The 17,799-nt window shown below is 48.0% G+C and carries 18 protein-coding genes; 1 reads left to right on the top strand and 17 read right to left on the bottom strand.

What is annotated here, in order from left to right; translation table 11 throughout:
- Positions 1 to 22: 22 nt before the first annotated feature.
- The 5 genes from ispG to ndk all read right to left on the bottom strand — a co-directional run bounded on the left by ispG (position 23) and on the right by ndk (position 4,757).
- The gene (gene ispG, locus GEV47_RS01330) at positions 23 to 1,288 is read right to left on the bottom strand and encodes a flavodoxin-dependent (E)-4-hydroxy-3-methylbut-2-enyl-diphosphate synthase (RefSeq protein WP_153232919.1); all 1,266 of its coding nucleotides are present in this window, start codon (positions 1,286 to 1,288) and stop codon (positions 23 to 25) included.
- A gap of 70 nt (positions 1,289 to 1,358) precedes the next feature.
- Positions 1,359 to 2,279: a helix-turn-helix domain-containing protein gene (locus tag GEV47_RS01335; protein ID WP_194270546.1), complete on the bottom strand. Its 921-nt coding sequence runs from the start codon at positions 2,277 to 2,279 to the stop codon at positions 1,359 to 1,361.
- Complete coding sequence (pilW, locus tag GEV47_RS01340; RefSeq protein WP_228124518.1) at positions 2,272 to 3,084, bottom strand: type IV pilus biogenesis/stability protein PilW; 813 nt, start codon at positions 3,082 to 3,084, stop codon at positions 2,272 to 2,274. Before pilW ends, GEV47_RS01335 begins: the two co-directional genes overlap by 8 nt.
- 23 nt (positions 3,085 to 3,107) lie before the next feature.
- Positions 3,108 to 4,307 carry a 23S rRNA (adenine(2503)-C(2))-methyltransferase RlmN gene (gene rlmN, locus GEV47_RS01345; RefSeq protein ID WP_153232921.1) on the bottom strand — a complete coding sequence of 400 codons (1,200 nt, stop codon included), beginning with the start codon at positions 4,305 to 4,307 and terminating at the stop codon, positions 3,108 to 3,110.
- Between the two features lie 24 nt (positions 4,308 to 4,331).
- Positions 4,332 to 4,757, bottom strand: a complete 426-nt coding sequence (gene ndk, locus GEV47_RS01350; protein WP_153232922.1) for a nucleoside-diphosphate kinase — start codon at positions 4,755 to 4,757, stop codon at positions 4,332 to 4,334.
- Between the two features lie 378 nt (positions 4,758 to 5,135).
- On the opposite strand from ndk, the gene GEV47_RS01355 reads away from it, so the two are divergent.
- Positions 5,136 to 5,828, top strand: a complete 693-nt coding sequence (locus GEV47_RS01355) for a Bax inhibitor-1/YccA family protein (RefSeq protein WP_153232923.1) — start codon at positions 5,136 to 5,138, stop codon at positions 5,826 to 5,828.
- 102 nt (positions 5,829 to 5,930) lie between these two features.
- Here the strand turns inward: GEV47_RS01355 and rlmD are convergent, their stop codons facing one another.
- From rlmD to GEV47_RS01415, 12 genes are all read right to left on the bottom strand, one after another.
- Positions 5,931 to 7,283, bottom strand: a complete 1,353-nt coding sequence (gene rlmD / locus GEV47_RS01360) for a 23S rRNA (uracil(1939)-C(5))-methyltransferase RlmD (protein WP_153232924.1) — start codon at positions 7,281 to 7,283, stop codon at positions 5,931 to 5,933.
- A gap of 186 nt (positions 7,284 to 7,469) precedes the next feature.
- A complete protein-coding gene (gene rpoS / locus GEV47_RS01365) occupies positions 7,470 to 8,552 on the bottom strand; it encodes an RNA polymerase sigma factor RpoS (protein ID WP_228124519.1) in 1,083 nt (360 codons plus the stop codon).
- Positions 8,553 to 8,741: 189 nt separating this feature from the next.
- Positions 8,742 to 9,725: a peptidoglycan DD-metalloendopeptidase family protein gene (locus GEV47_RS01370; RefSeq protein WP_153233732.1), complete on the bottom strand. Its 984-nt coding sequence runs from the start codon at positions 9,723 to 9,725 to the stop codon at positions 8,742 to 8,744.
- 109 nt (positions 9,726 to 9,834) lie between these two features.
- Positions 9,835 to 10,743 (bottom strand): protein-L-isoaspartate(D-aspartate) O-methyltransferase, encoded by a 909-nt coding sequence (locus GEV47_RS01375; protein ID WP_153232925.1) that lies wholly within the window; start codon positions 10,741 to 10,743, stop codon positions 9,835 to 9,837.
- Positions 10,740 to 11,477 carry a 5'/3'-nucleotidase SurE gene (gene surE / locus GEV47_RS01380; protein WP_153232926.1) on the bottom strand — a complete coding sequence of 246 codons (738 nt, stop codon included), beginning with the start codon at positions 11,475 to 11,477 and terminating at the stop codon, positions 10,740 to 10,742. Before surE ends, GEV47_RS01375 begins: the two co-directional genes overlap by 4 nt.
- Positions 11,478 to 11,693: 216 nt before the next feature.
- Positions 11,694 to 12,143 carry an excinuclease ATPase subunit gene (locus GEV47_RS01385; protein WP_153232927.1) on the bottom strand — a complete coding sequence of 150 codons (450 nt, stop codon included), beginning with the start codon at positions 12,141 to 12,143 and terminating at the stop codon, positions 11,694 to 11,696.
- 63 nt (positions 12,144 to 12,206) lie between these two features.
- Positions 12,207 to 13,445, bottom strand: coding sequence for a beta-ketoacyl-ACP synthase (locus tag GEV47_RS01390; protein ID WP_153232928.1), 1,239 nt, complete (start codon positions 13,443 to 13,445; stop codon positions 12,207 to 12,209).
- Entirely contained in the window at positions 13,442 to 14,170 is a 729-nt protein-coding gene (gene fabG, locus GEV47_RS01395; protein WP_322741550.1) for a 3-oxoacyl-ACP reductase FabG, read from the bottom strand. The genes GEV47_RS01390 and fabG overlap by 4 nt, the downstream gene beginning before the upstream one ends.
- Positions 14,171 to 14,210: 40 nt before the next feature.
- Positions 14,211 to 14,708, bottom strand: a complete 498-nt coding sequence (locus tag GEV47_RS01400; protein ID WP_228124520.1) for a hotdog family protein — start codon at positions 14,706 to 14,708, stop codon at positions 14,211 to 14,213.
- Positions 14,708 to 15,907 (bottom strand): beta-ketoacyl-ACP synthase, encoded by a 1,200-nt coding sequence (locus tag GEV47_RS01405; protein WP_153232929.1) that lies wholly within the window; start codon positions 15,905 to 15,907, stop codon positions 14,708 to 14,710. Before GEV47_RS01405 ends, GEV47_RS01400 begins: the two co-directional genes overlap by 1 nt.
- 52 nt (positions 15,908 to 15,959) lie before the next feature.
- A complete protein-coding gene (locus GEV47_RS01410; protein WP_153232930.1) occupies positions 15,960 to 16,526 on the bottom strand; it encodes a DUF3261 domain-containing protein in 567 nt (188 codons plus the stop codon).
- Positions 16,517 to 17,743, bottom strand: a complete 1,227-nt coding sequence (locus GEV47_RS01415) for an NAD(P)/FAD-dependent oxidoreductase (RefSeq protein WP_153232931.1) — start codon at positions 17,741 to 17,743, stop codon at positions 16,517 to 16,519. The genes GEV47_RS01410 and GEV47_RS01415 overlap by 10 nt, the downstream gene beginning before the upstream one ends.
- Positions 17,744 to 17,799 lie beyond the last annotated feature (56 nt).

Consider the following 17,799-nt stretch of genomic DNA (forward strand, 5'->3'; position numbering starts at 1 on the left):
CTAATTTTTATTAGAAACAAAATCAGGTTGCATTTGCGCCGTAGTGCGACTTTACATAGTCAAGAACAATGCATTGAAATTCCTCAGCGATACCCTCGCCGCGCAACGTCATTTTTTTCTCGCCATCGATAAAAACTGGTGCAGCTGGCGTTTCGCCAGTGCCCGGCAAACTAATGCCGATATTGGCATGCTTGGACTCGCCCGGACCATTCACGATACATCCCATGACCGCAACATTCATTGCTTCAACACCCGGATATGCTTTTTTCCATACTGGCATTTGGTCGCGCAAATATGTTTGAATTTTATCCGCTAAATCTTGAAACACGGTCGACGTCGTCCGCCCACAACCAGGACAAGCAATCACCATCGGTGCAAATTTACGCAGCCCCATGGTCTGTAAAATCTCTTGCGCCACAACGATTTCTTTAGTGCGATCGCCACCAGGTTCTGGGGTCAACGAAATCCGGATAGTGTCGCCAATACCTTCTTGCAGCAAGACCGATAACGCTGCTGTCGATGCCACGATGCCTTTGCTGCCCATCCCTGCTTCAGTCAAACCTAAATGCAATGGATAATCGCACCGACGCCCTAACTCACGGTACACGGCGATCAAATCCTGCACGCCCGACACTTTGCAAGACAAAATAATCTTATCGCCAGCCAGTCCCAATTGCTCTGCACGCTGGGCATTTTCAATCGCAGATGTGATCAGTGCTTCATACATCACCGTCTGTGCTGTCCATGGATCCGAGCGCTGAGCATTTTCGTCCATAATGCGCGCCAGCAATGCCTGGTCCAGACTACCCCAGTTCACGCCTATGCGCACTGGCTTGTCATATTTGCAGGCAATTTCTATCATCTGAGCAAATTGCGTGTCGCGTTTTGCACCCTTACCGACATTGCCCGGATTAATGCGATATTTAGACAATGCCTGCGCGCACTCAGGGTAATCGTTCAACAAGGTATGACCGTTGTAATGAAAATCACCCACCAACGGCACGTCAATGCCCATCTTATCGAGTTGTTCGCGTATTGCCGGCACCGCTGCCGCAGCTTCAGGCTTGTCTACCGTCAATCTGACTATTTCGGAACCAGCGCGTGCCAAATCTTTGATTTGAATCGCCGTGCCGATGACATCAGCGGTATCGGTGTTCGTCATCGATTGCACTACCACTGGCGCTCCGCCGCCCACTAAAATTTCACGTGCGCCGTACCGTATCGGCGCAGAGCGGCTAATGCGACGAATACTGGGGCCAGAAGCAATAGGGAGATTCATCTTGGACATGGACGATGTTCGTTTTATACAGGGGGCGAAATGATTTTAATTAGGCTAAAAATGAAACAAAAAATAAAAATTATTTCAAATTCAAGCGAGCTACATTGGTTTTGCTATTGGCTTTTAAATCCAGGGCTTCACCGCGCAAAGTCGCGTCAACGCCTGAAATATTACCGATCACTACTGACAACGGCTGGTCGAGACTAAACGTTTCAGTTGCATCTGCTTTGGCAATTCCCGAAAAAAGGATTTTTTTATCTGCGCTCTTAACTTGAATCCAAGAGTCCTGCTTAAAATGCAGGCTTAATTGATTGTTGTCAGCGCCAGGCGCAACAGTCGGTGCCGGCACTCCGGTCGCGCCGACAGCCACAGTAGCTTGCGGATTGCTCGCCACAGCAGAAGGTGGCGTGTTCGCGTTTGCCAAAATCTCATCATCTGTTTTTCCTGTAGCGTCTTTGTCAGTAGAGGCTGACTCAACAGACTCTGCCGATGCCACTGAAGAAGAATGCAACGCAGATAACCCGCCGAATTGTGTTGCCGCAATCGCAGCCAATACTACAGCTACGCCAACGACTATCCATTTGACTGAAATACGACCTTCGCTCTCAAAAGGGATATTTGATTGTGCCAGTGATCTGGACGTATTTCCGCCATGCTGAGAAGAGCTAAATGCACCGGCTGTGTCAGTCGCGGAAGCCGTACTTGGCAAAATGGCTGCAGGATCAAGGCCGAGCAATTTTGCGTAGGAACGGATATAACCTCGCGTCATAACCATGGTTGGCAAAGCATTGTAATTATCTTGCTCGATAGCATCAATTTGACGAGGAGCCAATTTCAACTGACTAGCCACATCTTCGACTGCCCAACCATGTTGCTTACGCGCATTCGCTAATTGCGCGCCAACAGAATGCAAGCCATCGCTCACTGGCGCACTTGCTTCAGCCCCTGCCATTTCTTCCGCTGCGGAAGTTATTTCACTATTTTTTTCCGGCTCAGTCATCGAATGCCCCCCGTTGATAGGACGCATATTCTACCGAACCCGGATAACGTTGACGTAACTGCATCGCAAATTTTTCTTCTGATGCACGATTATCTAATTTTCGTTCGACATTAATGGCTAACCATAAAAGACTAGCATTCAAGCCATCCGTTTTTGTCACGCGTTCCATATAAAAACGCGCACGGGCCTCATCATGCCTGTCATAAGCCAGATTTGCCAAATTTACGTTAGTCAGTGGATTGTCTGGCTCGAATTGAAATGACTGCGAAAAATACCGCTCAGCCGCCGCTTTATCTTTCAACTTCAAACTACATATACCGGCGTTAGTCAGTGCCTTGGACGGCGATTTATATGAGCGACTTTTCAAAGCCGACTCAAAATAAGTTATTGATTCTTTTTCTCTGCCGTTTTGGCACAAAAACCAACCGTAATTATTGGCTATATCTGGGTTTTGAGGCGCCAGGCTCAAGGCGCGCTGAAAATTCTCATCCGCCAATCGCACTTCACCCATGTCCATATAAATCAAGCCACGCACGCTATAAGCGTCAGCAAAATCCGGATCAGCAGTCAAGGCCTGTTTAATTTCATCAAGCGCAACTTCTAACTGTCCCTGTCCATAATAACCGATCGCCAATTGCATGCGAATCCGCGCCCGGCGTTGCGCTTCAGTTAAATCAGAATTGGTTTTCAGTTCGTCGCGGGCACCAGGCTCATTACGAAGGCTGGTATCGATTTGTTGATTGGAGCATGCGGCTAACAACAAAGTCATTGCCATGACGGGAGCAATAAAACACAAAGAATTCATCGAAAAATTCCAGCTGCGATTTTTCACTCAGACACCTCAATAATTTCGATAACACGACCAAAATTCTTACCGAACTTATTTTGAGGACTGTTCTGATATTCAGGCATTTTTTGCATACGCTCTTGTACCTTGGTGCGATCTTGAACCTCACCCGCTAGTTGGCCGCAAGCCGCATCAATATCATCGCCGCGGGTTTTTCGGATAGTCGTTATGATGCCTGCATCCATCAGGATTTTTGCAAAAGCATGAATTCTCGGATTATTCGAACGCTTAAGACCAGATTCGGGAAAGGGATTGAAAGGAATCAGATTGAATTTGCATGACACGGCCGCATCACCATTATGTCCCTGAACCAAAGCAACTAACTCACGCGCATTTTGATCGCTATCGTTGACACCATCGAGCATGCAATACTCAAAAGTGACGAAGTCACGCGGTGCAAATTCCAGGTAACGACGGCAAGAAGCCATCAGTTCACGTAAAGGATATTTTTTATTCAGCGGCACCAAGCCATCACGCAACGTATCGTTGGAAGCATGCAAGGATACCGCCAACGCCACCGCGCAATCTTGCGAAAGCTTATCTATCATTGGCACGACACCACTGGTTGACAAGGTCACACGTCGGCGCGAAAGACCATAGGCGTTATCATCCAACATCAACTTCAAGGCAGTCACGGTTGGCTCGTAATTTAACAACGGCTCGCCCATGCCCATCATGACCACATTGGTGATTTGGCGCTCACCTTTAGGGCCTGGCTCGATGCCTTTGGAGCGACGCAAGGCAAATTCTGCCATCCATAGCTGACCGATGATTTCACCGACCGTCAAATTCCGACTAAAACCTTGCTTTCCAGTCGAGCAAAAGCGGCAATTGACCGCGCAACCGGCTTGCGTCGAAATACACAACGTACCGCGATTTTCCTCAGGAATAAATACTGTTTCGACCGCATTTCCTTGCCCGACATCCAGCAGCCATTTGCGCGTACCGTCGGTGGAAATATGATCGCTAATGATCGTTGGAGCGGCGATCATCGCACGCGTCGCCAACTTGTCACGCAATGACTTGGCCAAATCCGTCATTGCATCAAAATCGTGCGCGCCGAATTGGTGTATCCAGCGTTGCAATTGTTTTGCACGAAACGGCTTCTCACCCAACTCGCCGCAATAAGCGACAAGTTGCGCAGGATCCAAATCCAGCAGATTGGTGAGAGTAGTAGCCATATCGATATTTCTTACACTTCTAAATTAACGCGAAAACACTTGTGACGCTGGGAAAAAATAGGCGATTTCAATCGCTGCATTTTCTGCAGAATCAGAACCGTGAACTGCATTGGCGTCGATAGAATCAGCGAAATCAGCACGGATTGTGCCGGCAGCTGCTTCTTTAGGATTGGTTGCGCCCATCAAATCGCGGTGCTTCAAGATTGCATTTTCGCCTTCCAATGCTTGCACAACAACTGGACCAGAAATCATGAATTCAACCAAATCCTTGAAAAAAGGACGCGCTGCGTGCACTGCGTAAAAACCTTCAGCTTCAGCACGTGACAAATGCATCATGCGTGATGCAACAATCTTCAAGCCAGCGCCTTCAAAACGGCTGTAGATTTGGCCGATAACGTTTTTAGCGACTGCGTCTGGTTTGATGATCGAAAGTGTGCGTTCAATTGCCATCTGAAAAACTCCAATAAGGGTAAAAGTAAAATGATCGCTTAATTTTACATATTAAGCCGACTAAGCAAATCCGTTAAAAACTCAGCGAGTAATGCATTAATGCGGCATCAATGCGCCAAATCTACGAACCACAGTCAAATAAGTTTGATATTCAATCAACCTTTGATTCTACCACGAAACGTCGCTTCACAAACCATGCCGACATAGGGGAATTGGTAACAAACTGTCGAGAACTAGTTTGTCGCTTCATGGTCTTATGCAAGGATAGAAGATGATAAGTTGGCAAGCAGAGATATATAACATTGCGCCTCAACATGCTATGCTCTTGCCATTATTGAACGCTTTTCAACGCATTCGCAATACTTAACGGAGGTACCTATGAGTCAAAACTTACAATCACGCTACGCACCTGCGGGCACAGCTATCGGTAGCAGCCATCGCGTCATGCGTAACACCTACTGGCTGCTGGCGCTGTCGATGTTACCAACGATTGCTGGCGCTTGGTTAGGGGTACAACTGAACTTTAGCTTTTTCAGTGCCAGCCCGATGATAGGCTTTGCTATCTTTATGGCAATTGCATTCGGTTTCTTTTATGCCATTGAAAAAACCAAGGATTCCGGACTAGGCGTTCTGGTTTTGCTGGGCTTTACTTTTTTCATGGGCCTAATGCTGTCTCGCCTGATCGAACGCACACTGCAGTTTTCCAATGGCAGTTCGCTGATCATAATGGCGTTTGCAGGCACGGCTGTTGTATTTGGCGTGATGGCAACAATCGCGACTGTGTCCAAGCGTGATTTTTCTGGCATGGGCAAATGGCTATTCGCGGGTTTAATTGTCATTTTGGTTGCTAGTGTCGCCAACATTTTTTTGCATATTCCAGCGCTCTATCTCACCATTTCCGTGATCGCCATTGCAATTTTCTCCGCTTATCTGCTTTACGATGTACAGAAAGTCATTAACGGCGGTGAAACCAATTACATCCGCGCTACATTGAGTATCTATCTGGATGTTTATAATATTTTTGCCAATTTACTTTCATTGCTTGGTGTCTTTGGCGGCAATCGAAATTAAAAATTTGCTTAAGGGTTATTAACGTTTCCAATAAAAAAACCGGCTTAAACGCCGGTTTTTTTATTCGTCTTTTTTATTCTCGAATAACAACAACTTCTTTGCCTATTCCAAATCAAACATCGCAATTGATTCGACATGCGACGTATGCGGGAACATATTCACGACACCAGCTTGCGACAAGCGATAACCGCCTTGCGTCAAAATACCCGCATCGCGCGCTAATGTTGACGGGCTGCAGGATACATACACAATCCGCTTTGGCATTAACGATTTATCGACCTCCGCCAAACCGACCAAGGCATTGCAGACGGCCATTGCTCCGTCGCGCGGAGGATCGATCAACATCCTGTCGAATTTGCCTAACGCTATGAAGTCGTCCGTCGTCGCCTCGAACAAATTACGGCAATAGAACGTGGTTTTATCTGACAACTGATTGACTGCGGCATTCTCACCAGAGCGCTCAACCAACACATCACTGCCCTCTATTCCCACCACTTCGCGCGCCTGCGTCGCTAACGGCAAAGTGAAATTACCCAAGCCACAGAATAGATCCGCAACCCTTTCTTCTGGTTGCACATCCAGCAAACGCAGTGCCCTGGCAACCAATACGCGATTGATTTGATGATTCACTTGCGTGAAATCGGTAGGCTTAAACGGCATGCGGACATTGAACTCAGGCAAGGTGTAATACAAAGCACTGTCTGCCGGATAGAACGGCGCTGCAGTTTGCGGCCCACCCGTTTGCAACCACCAATGCACCTGATGCGCATCAGCAAATGCTTTTAATTTGACCTCATCTTCTGCAGTCAGCGGTGCCATGATGCGCAACACCATTACTGTAACGATGCCGTGCTCGCCTTCGCCAATAGCCAGTTCTATCTGCGGCAAGTCTTTAATAATGGTCAAGGAGGCGATTAGACTACGCAACGGAACTAGCATCGCCGACACGTTAGCGGGCAATACCTCGCAACTAGTCATGTCAGTGACAAAAGAGGATTTACGCTCATGAAATCCCACTAACACCGCGTCCTTTTTAACCACATGACGCACCGAGATACGCGCTCTATAGCGATAACCCCACGTCGGCCCATAAATCGGACGCAACATCATGTCGGCTTTGACCTTGCTGATATGCCAGAGGTTATCTTCCAATACACGCTGCTTGATGGCTACCTGCGCGCTGGCGTCAATATGCTGCATGGAACATCCACCGCATACCCCAAAAAACTGACAATGCGGCTTCACGCGTGACACTGATTCACGATGCAGCGCAGTCATGGTCGCCGCTTCCCATGCTTTTTTCTTGCGAAACGACTGAAAACTCACGCGTTCGCCAGGTAATGCACCCTCAACAAAAATCACTTTGCCTTGTGTGCCATCCTCATTTTGCAAATGGCCTACACCACGCGCATCCATGTCCAACGATTTGATATCAATGATTATGTCTTCGACCATAGGGAAACACTCTGCAATACTGCCGTCTCTTTATTCGCGAAAACAAAGAAATACAGGCATATAAATAATTTGAGGGGAAATGATTAGCGCAGAATTATAGCGGGTTATAGATGAGCTATAACAAAATAGGGTCTACATGAAGCAGGAGGATAGATATAAGACAATACGGAAGACAATGCAGTCGCACTATAAAAACGCCCCCTTCCCCACTCCCTTGGCGCCAAGTAAACGTTTCAGCTTAATCAGCGCTTCTTGCTGTATTTGCCGCACCCGCTCACGTGTCACACCAATTTCAGAAGCCAACTCTTCCAAGGTCGTAGGCTCATCGTTATCAAAACCGAAGCGTCGCATGATGACATTACGTTGTTTGTCACTCAACTTATCCAGCCACATCCGGATGAGTACGCAGGTTTCTTTTTGTTCTGCGCAAAAGTCAGGGTTTTCTTCCGTTGCACATTGCAACAAGTCGATCAAGCTTGCTGCCGGATCTTGATCCAATGCCGCATCCAGTGAAGTCGCATGCTCCGCCAATATCAACACGGCTTGCACTTGATCGATAGGTCGATCGACCAAATGCGCAATGTCTTCAGCGCAGGCATCCTTGCCATTATGATGCTGTGCCTCCAGATGGTATTTTGCCCGCAATATCTGATTCAATTCGCGCACCATATGGACCGGTAGTCGCACGGTACGTGCCTGATTCATGATTGAGCGCTCTATGCTTTGCCGTATCCACCATGTTGCATAAGTAGAAAAGCGAAAGCCTCGCTCCGGTTCAAATTTATCGATCGCTCGCATTAAACCGAGATTGCCCTCTTCGATCAAATCGAGCAAAGCAACACCGCGATTAATATAATGTTTAGCAATCGAAACGACTAAGCGTAAGTTATGCTCAATCATTTTCTGCCGCGACGGAAAATCTCCCTGCTTGGCGAGCGTCGCAAAGTGTACTTCTTCCGTCACAGTCAGTAGCGGCCGAGTGCCGATTTGATTCAGATAATGTTGCGTAGTATCGGTTGATAATTCCGATGCCAATACTTTTTTTAATTCTTCAGCACCGAACCCTGCGTCAACCACCGAGATATCATCAACATTGACAATATCATCAGTGTTTGCCGCATCGACCTCCTCTGCTTCTTCAGCGTAGCCATCAATATGGCTAACCCTATCATTAAGCAATCCAGAATCGAGATCATCAAGTACGTCATCAGAAGCGCTTTCTGAAAACATCTCATTGGCGCTACTTTGATGACTAACGTGCTTATTCATTTAGCAATCACTTAGTAAGTCATTCAGTTAAAACAATTAATAACCGCGTGAACTTCTAGTACGACAACCAACGAAATCATTAACATATTGCTACTTTATTGCAGCAATATGCATCACTTCTATATTCAGTCTTTTTGATTACGGTTGCTTTTATCTGTCAATTATCACCATTAGCCACATAGACAATGATCAACGGGGAGGCAAAAATTTCGACGGATCAACCGGCTTGCCTTGTTGTCTAATTTCAAAATGCAATATGGTGCTATCACTATCAGAATTGCCCATCTCAGCAATCTTCTGACCTTTACTGACTGTTTGTCCTTCTTTGACCAAAATCAGCTTGTTATGAGCATACGCCGATAGCAGATTGTTTGTATGCTTAATAATCACCAAATTGCCATAACCGCGTATTCCACTACCAGCATACATCACCTTGCCTGCAGCAGCAGCTTGCACTGCCTGGCCGGCCTTACCAGCGATATCGATACCTTTTTTCCCTTGGTCAAAAGTACCCGTTAATTTGCCATCCGTAGGCCACATCCAGTCAACTTTATCTTCGTCACCGCTTGGAATTGCGGCAACTGGCGGAGGCGTAGTTTTTTCAGCGGAAGTTGATGGCGCGGGTTTTATTTCTGGGCGCGCTTCGTTGGCCGCAGCCATATCTGGCTTTTGCAATTCGGCCAAAGCGCTTTCTGAATACGGACGTTTATCGCCGCGTGGGCCAGTTTTATTGCTGCTGGCAGAGGCCGCGTTATTGTTACTGCTGCTGGCACTCGGCGATGGAGTAGTTGTGCTTAATGGCTTAACTTCAACACCCGAACCGGAAGTAACATTTCCTAATTGCGCACCGCCAGCAGTGGCACTGCTACCGTTCGGAGGTTGCACACGCAATACTTGATCGACCTTAATATCGTTGGCATTTTCAAGATTATTCCAAGTCACGATATCGCGATAGCTTTGCCCGGATTCCTGTGCGATTTTAAACAGCGTATCGCCTTTTTTAACTGTGTAAAATCCCGGCCCGGCTACTGCGCGCGGCTCGGTACTGGCACCCGTGTTATACGCGGCACCGCCGGCTCGACGCTCGACTACTGGCGCAGGAGTATGTGTGGTGCTACAAGCAGCAATCGTAGTGATCACTATTCCCAGAGTTGCTAGACGAATTATTTTCATGCTCATACGTTTTCTTGGCGACTAAGTCGCAGGTTTAATCGAATTTTGTTGGATGTTCTGACGCAGGCTGATAGTAAATCTGCCAATAGAATCTACCGTTGATATGAACCTATATGGTCCCTGCACGCAACGGCACAAACTGACAATCTTCCAGTGTAGTGCTGGTCCAATCGTATTTACTGACGCGCTCAAACAACTGCAATACCTGATGACGTCCGCCCACCGGAGCCACCAAGCGTCCGCCTATGGACAATTGCTCTAACAATGCTGGCGGCACTTCCAGACCCGCAGCAGCCAGAATAATGCCATCAAAAGGCGCCGCCTGCGGCAATCCAAGCATACCATCTCCGTAATGCAAACGGATATTCGCTACACGCAATGGGCGTAAATTAACGCGAGCGAGCTCATGCAAAGGTTTGATACGCTCAATTGAATACACTTCTTTCGCAACCAAAGACAACACCGCCGCTTGATAACCACAGCCGGTACCAATCTCCAATACACGCTGCAATACACCACCTTGCTTGTTATCACGCATGATTTCTATCATGCGAGCGACGATATAAGGTTGCGAAATGGTCTGGTGATGGCCAATCGGAAACGCGGAATCGGTATAGGCCTGGCTAGCCAATCCCGGTTCCATAAACAAATGCCGTGGCACTGCCTCCATCGCCGCCAACACACTGACATCGCGCACACCGAGCTGAGCGATCCGTGCCACCATCGCTTTGCGCACACCTTCCGACACCAGCGGCGTCGGACGCTCATCGATATGTTTGGTCGAATTACTCATCACGGTAGATTTAACAGTACCCGCTTTATTAGCATTGTTTGGTGAGCTTGCTTGCGAAATTGCTTGCTTCAACGAAGCGACACGTACACTATCCTGTACAGCATTGCGCGTCGCCGTTTGTGGTGTTGCGACCTTCACATTCGAGCGCACACCAGCGGATTTTGCCTTCACATCCACCACTGATGATAAAGTCAGTGGAAAACGCGCTGCCCCTTCTTTCTTCATAGCAGATCTTTCGCTAAACCAGTCAACTGCGTTCTATGTGTCAAATCAATTTGTAATGGTGTGATCGATACATGACCGTGCGCCACTGCATGAAAATCTGTTCCTGCGTCAGCATCTTTTGCCGTACCTGCCGGACCTATCCAATAAATTTCGCGGCCATGCGGATCCAACATTTTAATCACCGGCTCCGACATATGGCGTTTCCCCAGACGCGTAGCCAATGCAGGCCGGATTTCGGCGTAAGGCAAGTTTGGGATATTCACATTGAGCAGGAAGGGACGCGGCATCTGCTCGAAACGGCGCTCCACAATCTCCCGCGCAATTTGTGCGGCAGCTTCCAATTCATCCCAGCCGTGCTTAACCTGAGAAAAGGCAATAGCCGGAATGCCAAATAAAAATCCTTCCGTCGCAGCAGCAACTGTTCCAGAGTACAACGTATCGTCGCCCATATTTTGTCCCTGATTAATTCCGGAAACAATCAGATCTGGGCGGAAATTTAAAATCCCGGTCAGCGCCACATGCACGCAATCCGATGGCGTGCCATTGACGAAGTAAAACCCGTTTTCAGCACGATGTACCGACAATGGTCTATCCAAAGTCAAAGAATTAGATGCGCCAGAGCGATTACTTTCTGGGGCAACCACCACAATGTCGGCAATTGGTGTGAGCGCATTGGCTAAAGCAATAATACCCGGAGCTAAATAACCGTCGTCGTTGCTGATAAGAATTTTCATAGATGAATTTTACCCGATGCAACCAACACTCAAGGGAAGATTTTCATGATTTTAATGTGACATAAAGACGATTTAACGGTGCCGGCTTACTTTGTTGGAAGTTGCATATGAAGCAATGGCAGTGAAAGAAAATATTGAAAAATCTTATGCAAAAAAAATTCGCCCCACAATCCATTTACGGATGATGGGGCGAAATTTGCAAAATTTCATAGAGACTTATTTGGCCAGCTTCACAAAATCGCCCTTCAGCGCAACACCGGCGACAATGGCACCAGCATGGCATTCAAACTCGGTGGCACTTGGGCTTGAATTTTTCTTGTAGTAACTCTCAATATTGACAACGGCATCAGCACCAAGCTCATGCGCACGTTTTTGGAATTCGATTAATGCCGATACAAATCCCCAAATACATGCATCCTGGTCGGATTTGCCGAATGAATTGGTTTTCCGATTGCTCACGTCCGTTTTGATGGGGGCGGCGATCTTAGGTTGATTTTGCCCTGCAAAATAAAATTTGATAGAGCCATCCAGTTTTTCTTTTGCTATTGCACTATCTAGCCCTGCCTGAATTGGCACCATCAGTTGTGTGTCACGGGCAAAAACAGTAGGGCTGGCAATGAACGATAAAGCTGACATCGTTAACAGAACGCGTAAAAAAAAATTCATATTTTCCTTGTGTATAAGGTGAACAAAATTAAATGGCAAAACAGTCGCCAAATAATAATGACATTATTGCAATTTTTTGAAAATTAATGAAGTATTAATTCCCCCAAAGGCAAAATTATTCGACATTACATAATCACATTGCAATGCCCGCCCTTGCTCAACGATGTAATCCAATTGCGCGCAGCGTGGATCGAGTTGCTTAAGGTTGATGGTTGGTGCAAACCAGCCTTCGCGCATCATTTCGATGCAAGCCCACGCTTCCAATGCACCACACGCTCCTAACGTATGCCCTGTGTAACTCTTCAAAGAACTGATGGGAATTTGTTGACCGAAAACCTGTGCCGTCGCATGCGATTCGGCAATATCACCTTGTTCGGTTCCTGTGCCATGGGCATTAATATAACCAATCGCAGTGGCAGGCAATCCGGCGTCAGCCAACGCTAACTGCATCGCAATCGCCATGGTTTCGGAATTCGGATGGGTCACATGGCAGCCATCGCTGTTCGTACCGAAACCGACTATCTCCGCATACATGGTTGCGCCACGTGCTTGCGCATGATCGTAGTCTTCCAGTATCAACGTTCCAGCGCCTTCTCCAATCACCAAACCGTCCCTTTCACTATCAAATGGGCTCGGGGTGTATCCCGGCGTGTCATTACGCACGCTGGTAGCGAACAAGGTATCAAATACCGCCGCTTCGGTAGCGCACAACTCTTCTGCACCGCCGGCAATCATGACTTTTTGACGACCACTGCGGATGGCTTCATAAGCATAACCAATTCCTTGACTGCCTGATGTACAAGCGCTGGAAGTCGTGATTACCCTGCCGGTAACCCCGAAAAATACGCCGATATTCACGGGTGCTGTATGTGCCATCATTTTGATGTAGGTGGTCGCATTAATGCCGCGAGTACTACGTTCTTCGATCATTTTGCCGAAGTCGCCTATCGCTTTGGTCGTTCCGGCCGATGAACCATAGGCGATCCCACATTGACCACTTTTCAAAATCGGGTCGTCCAATAATCCAGCATCCATCAACGCCATTTCGCTGGCACGGGTAGCCATCAACGCCACGCGGCCCATGCTACGCATAGTCTTGCGGGTATAACGGTCAGATAACAAGAACGCCATCGCAGGCGCACCTAACTGCGTATTCAAACCATCATAATCTGCCCAGTCATGCATGCGTATCACCGCGTTTTGATAACTTCCTAAATAGGCGCGTATGCTGCTCCAGTCATTGCCAATCGGGCTAATTCCCGCCATGCCGGTGACGACCACCCTTTTATCCGAAGACGTCATGCCATGCCACCGTTCACAGAAATAACCTGTCGTGTAATGTACGCCGCATCGCTATGCATCAAAAAAGCTACGGTACCGGCGACTTCCTCCGGCTTACCAACGCGACGTAAAGGAATCATTTTGAGCGCTTCTTCAAGCGGTGCATCAGCAATCATGTCGGTTTCTATCAATCCCGGCGCAATGCAATTAACGGTGATATTGCGTTTCGCCAGTTCAATTGCCAACGCCTTGGTCGCCCCAATAACGCCAGCCTTGGCTGCACTGTAATTAACCTGTCCACGATTGCCGATCAGACCAGACACTGATGCCATCGTAATAATCCGCCCCGGTGCACGGCGCTGTACTAGCGGCATGATGAGTGGGTTCAGAACGTTATAAAAACCGTCCAGATTAGTCTTCATCACGATATCCCAATCCTCACCTGGCATTGCGGGAAAGGCATTATCGCGCGCGACGCCCGCGTTGCACACAACACCGTAATAACATCCATATTGCGCAACATCCGCCAACAAAATATCCGCGCACTCCTGCCGTTCGCTAATATCAAATTGCAAGACACGTACTTGTCGTCCCATCTCTCTAATAGTCTGTGCCACACCATCAGTCGCTTCGCGTTGCTGATGACAATGCAAGACGATGTCGTAACCGTCACGTGCCAAACGCAAGGCAATTGCTTTGCCAATTCCACGGCTGGAACCAGTCACCAGCACTGTCTTTTGATCTATTTTCTGATCTACACTCACACTCACTCCGTATGCCTTTTAGTCATTTTTCACTACTTTGAAGGAAAGCATCTGCATCATCAGGTTGAAATACCGTGATGGTGGCTGTCGCTAATGTCTTTCTATCGGTATCTGTGATGCTGCATTCAAACGATCCAACCCCGTTGTCGGTTTGTATTAGTCGTTGCACGGCGACATGTAAAACAGAGCCGACAGCAAAATAGGAACAATGTGCATCGTAACTTCGTGTCCCCAGCAAGAAGCCGACTTTAACCGGTTCGTCACGTAAAGACGCGTTGTAACCGGCATACGCGGCAATCGCTTGCGCCATGTACTCCACACCTATCCAGTTACCTACGCCGTGATCTGATTCACAGAACAAACTGTCAGGGCGTATCACCACTTCTGCACATAAATTTTCTGCGTCAGCAGATAACACCCGATTCAATAAAACCATGCGGCCAGAATGGGGCATGAAAGTGCAAATAGCAGGGAAATTATCAATGCTTTCATCTGCATGCATATCTGTCCCTTCCATCATTATTCCCGTCCTAAAATCAATACTGCATTCGCTCCGCCAAAAGCGAATGAATTACTTAATATCCAATCTACTGGTCGTCCAAGTCGATCACCCTGCGCTACCAAAGTCAAATCCGGCAAGCTGGCATCCCGAACACCGTCCCACAAATGCGGTGGCAAACGACCTTCAACATCAGTGCTATCGCCGTTTTGCATCATTAACCAACACAATCCCGCTTCTATTGCACCTGCCGCACCCAGAGCATGGCCGGTATATGGCTTGGTTGAGCTGGCAGCGACGCGTTTACCGATCCGTTGCGCATCAAACATGTCAGCAATCACCCGGCTTTCCATCGCATCGTTTTGTAATGTCGCGGTACCGTGCAAATTGATATAGTCAATCTGCGCTGCGGTGATGCCTGCAGAGGATAATGCCCGCTCTATTGCCAGCCGTGCACCACTGCCGTTCGGATCGGGCGCAGAAATATGATGGCCGTCCGAGGACTCGCCCCAACCGCGCAAAGACACAGTTGCAGGTTCTGCTGTCATTAAAAACAAAGCCGCACCTTCACCGATATTTATGCCATTTCGATGTGCACTAAATGGATTGCAACGCTCGACACTGACTGATTCCAATGCGCTAAAACCAGCCACGGTAAAAGCGCACAAAGAATCGACCCCGCCAGTGATCACCGCATCACATATTCCCATCTTCAACATTCTGGCCGCGCTCGCCATTGCCTTACTGCTGGAAGCACAGGCGCTGGAGTGAACATATGCGGGGCCGCTGACACCTAATAGTTGGGATAACATCGCCGCCACCGAACCCATCTCCTGCTGCGCATAGGTGAATTGCGCAGGAAATACTCCACTCACAAGTTGCTGTCGAAAAGCACTCTCACTCTCAGCAACACCAGAGGTACTGGTACCAACCACAATCGCAATGCGATCAGCGCCATACTTTGCAATCGCAGCATCGACCTGAGGTCGAATTTGCGCCAAAGCAGCTAACGCCAACTGATTATTACGACTACGTTGCGCAACCGGTAAATCTTCCGCACTGGGTAAGGGAGTATCAACACAGCCCAGCGACAACGGTTTGCCAGCAGAATAGCGATCCGTCATGACGACACCACTTTCGCCATTGAGCAAGCGCCGGCGAATTTGATCGTGATTGTCGCCAAGTGCGCACACCAGGCCAAGTTGATTCAGATAGAACATTGTCGAGGAATTAATTATCAGTGCATAAAGTATTGAAGTAACGGGTGATAATTTATAGCGGTTCGGATTCTACAGTTAAGCGATAGTGATAGCGTAAATTGGTTAATATCACTTTACCGCTCCAGCGTAGATCATCACTGTAGTTAATCACCATCACCGGCTCATTATTTAATGACAGGGTGCGACGTCTTCCTTGCTGCTCTATCTTCCAACCTGTCGGCAAAGCCTGACGTATCGCCTCCAATGGCCATAAAGTCAACTGCATATCCTCAAGCACATCCTCAGCCTTCACCTGCGCAGGCAACATCAAATGTCGCCACGATTTCACATGCTGACCATCATAGTTAATGGTCAACACGCGCTGTCCGAACGCCAATCCAACCATATTGAGTTGTTGCGGATCAATTTCCAACGCCACATCCAGTTGATCCGATTTATCGGGCGTACTGTCGCGCTCTACTGTCAAATGCTGTTGCACACTAATGGTAGCGCCAAGGCTGGCCGGTGATAATTGCAAACCTAATCTTCCCGATTGCGCCGGAGCCTGCGCAACGTTGGCACAGCCTGCAATCAGCACCGTCAAAAACAGCGTGGACAGTACTCGCGCAGTTATACGCATATTTCCTCCAGCGTGTTCAAACGGCGCTTGCTGTCGGCGACATAAGGATTGCTTTCATCCCAGGCATAACCGGCCAAAATCGCAGCAATCATACGGCGCACTTCCGGCTGTTGGTTTTCATGGAAAATCACTCTTTGAAAATCACCCGCATACCATGACTCGACAAACGTTCGGAAAGCATCAACACCTTTTTTCATCGGCACGGCATAGTCATTTTCCCAATCAACTCTTCCCCCGGCAAATTGACGCTGCAATACGCCGGCCGCCATGCTGGCCGATTTGACCGCGATCGTCACGCCGGAAGAGAATACCGGATCCAGGAATTCCCCTGCATTGCCCAGCAAAGCGTAGTTTTTCCCCCATAGCGATTTCACGTTCGCGGAATATCCTGTAATCGCGCGCGCTGGCGTGTCCCATTTTGCGTTTTTCAATAACTGACACGAAGCCGGATCTTCCATCACTAATGCATGCAGACGTTCGCTATCACTTCCCTGATATTGTTTCAAGAATTCAGTCTCTCCCACCACGCCAATCGAACAACGCCCACCGGCAAACGGAATCAGCCAGTACCATACATTGCAATGTTCAGGATGTACCGTGATACGAATCTTATTGCGGTCAAAATCTGGTGCAGCGATTCCATCGGCTATATGCGTGAATATCGCGCCACGTACGGGGAAATTAGATGGCGTTTCCAATTGCAATAACCGTGGCAATACCCGCCCAAATCCACTGGCATCGAGGATAAAATCAGCTTCAACACGGTACTCATTGTTATCGGCATCGCGCACAACTACACTTGGTTTTTCACTTTCAACATCAACTGAAATAACCGAATGCTGGAAACGAATATCAGCGCCCTGCCGTTGTGCTTCCTTCGCCAGTAAATGATCAAAATTGGCACGTTGGACTTGATAGGTAGTGCCCCAGCCAGAGGAATGTTTATCGCGAAAATCGAATGCTGTATATCTGTCACCACGCACAAAAGCTGCGCCATTCTTGTATTGGAAGCCGGCCTCCACCACAGCTTGCAACATGCCCGCTTGCTGCAAATACTCCATGCTTTGCGGCAGCAAACTTTCGCCTATGCTAAAACGTGGGAATTGCTCGCGCTCCAGTACGATCACCTTACGCCCTTGCTGCAACAATAAAGCAGCCGCTACCGAACCGGATGGACCGGCGCCAATGATGACTACATCACATTGTTCAATTTTCATATTATTTTCTTTATTCTTCGTTACGTGCGTCAAAAAATGCGTCAAAAAATATTAAT

It is taken from the genome of Glaciimonas soli (genome assembly GCF_009497155.1).
Classification (GTDB): Bacteria; Pseudomonadota; Gammaproteobacteria; order Burkholderiales; family Burkholderiaceae_D; genus Glaciimonas; species Glaciimonas soli.